Origin of the sequence: Streptomyces pseudogriseolus, from assembly GCA_002154585.1 — a bacterium.
In the GTDB taxonomy this organism is placed as follows: Bacteria; Actinomycetota; Actinomycetes; order Streptomycetales; family Streptomycetaceae; genus Streptomyces; species Streptomyces pseudogriseolus.
On the sequence record MUNG01000357.1, the window covers coordinates 1 to 1079 of the forward strand.

General features: G+C 72.7%; 2 protein-coding genes. Both read left to right on the forward strand.

Annotation, left to right across the window (positions count from 1 at the left end):
• Window positions 1-476: hypothetical protein (locus CCN29_RS27240; RefSeq protein ID WP_086685242.1), on the forward strand; the 476-nt coding region annotated here is incomplete at its 5' end.
• Window positions 477-648: 172 nt separating this feature from the next.
• A partial coding sequence (locus CCN29_RS36275; protein ID WP_442538509.1) for an undecaprenyl diphosphate synthase family protein occupies window positions 649-1079 on the forward strand: 431 nt, incomplete at its 3' end.

Consider the following 1079-nt stretch of genomic DNA (forward strand, 5'->3'; position numbering starts at 1 on the left):
GGGCGTACGGTCAGCCCCCGTACGCCCAGCAGGCCCCCTACGGCCACCCCCACGGATGGCCCGGCGCCGCGCCCTACCCCCCGCCCGCCGTGACCGTCGGCATGCCCGGTCCCGTCCGTGCCGCGCAGATCGTGATGTTCGCGACGTTCGGGATCGGTGTCCTGCTGACCGTCCTGGTCGCCGCCGGCGAGGGCGCCGAGGCGGCGGGGCGCTTCTTCAGCGGCTACCTGATGCCCGCCGTGCTGTTCGTGCTGGCGTTCTTCTTCCAGAAGGCGGGCAACGGCGTGCGCGTGGCCTCGATCGTGCTGGCCTGCCTGCAGATCCTCTTCGCGCTCAGCGGCACCGCCCGGGGCGTCCCGCTCGGCATCGTGCCGCTCGGCACCGGCATCGCCGTCCTGGTGCTGCTCTCCCGCGCGCCCGCGAAGCAGTGGTTCCGGCGGCAGCGCGCAAACGGCGTGCCACCGCAGTACAGCTGACAAAAGCGCGCCAGACCGGACGTTGGGGACCCCCGCCCCGGCGGGGGTACGCTTCGCCTCTGGGGACCGCCATACGGGCAGGGACCGCCCGCGGCCGAGACCGGGCCGCTTGCCGCGCGACCGCGGCGGGGTGCCGCGCCTGTCCGATCCGTACGGAGGGGCTGACGATCACGTGAACCTGCGCGACAAGCTGCGGAGCCTGTTGGTCAGGCTGTACGCACGCCGGGTGGAAGGCCACCTGGACACCGCTCAGGTGCCGAAGCACATCGGCGTCATCATGGACGGCAACCGCCGCTGGGCGAAGGCCGCGGGCTCCACCACGGTGCACGGTCACCGGGCCGGCGCCGAGAAGATCGAGGAGTTCCTCGGCTGGTGCGCCGAGACGGACGTCGAGGTGGTCACCCTGTGGCTGCTGTCGACGGACAACTTCGACCGGCCCAAGGAGGAACTGGTCCCGCTCCTCGGCATCATCGAGGACACGGTGCGCACCCTCGCCGCCGACGGCCGCTGGCGCGTCCACCACGTGGGCACCCTCGACCTTCTGCCCTCCGGGATGCAGACCGTCCTCAAGGAGGCCGAGGAGGCCACCGCGCACGTCGACGG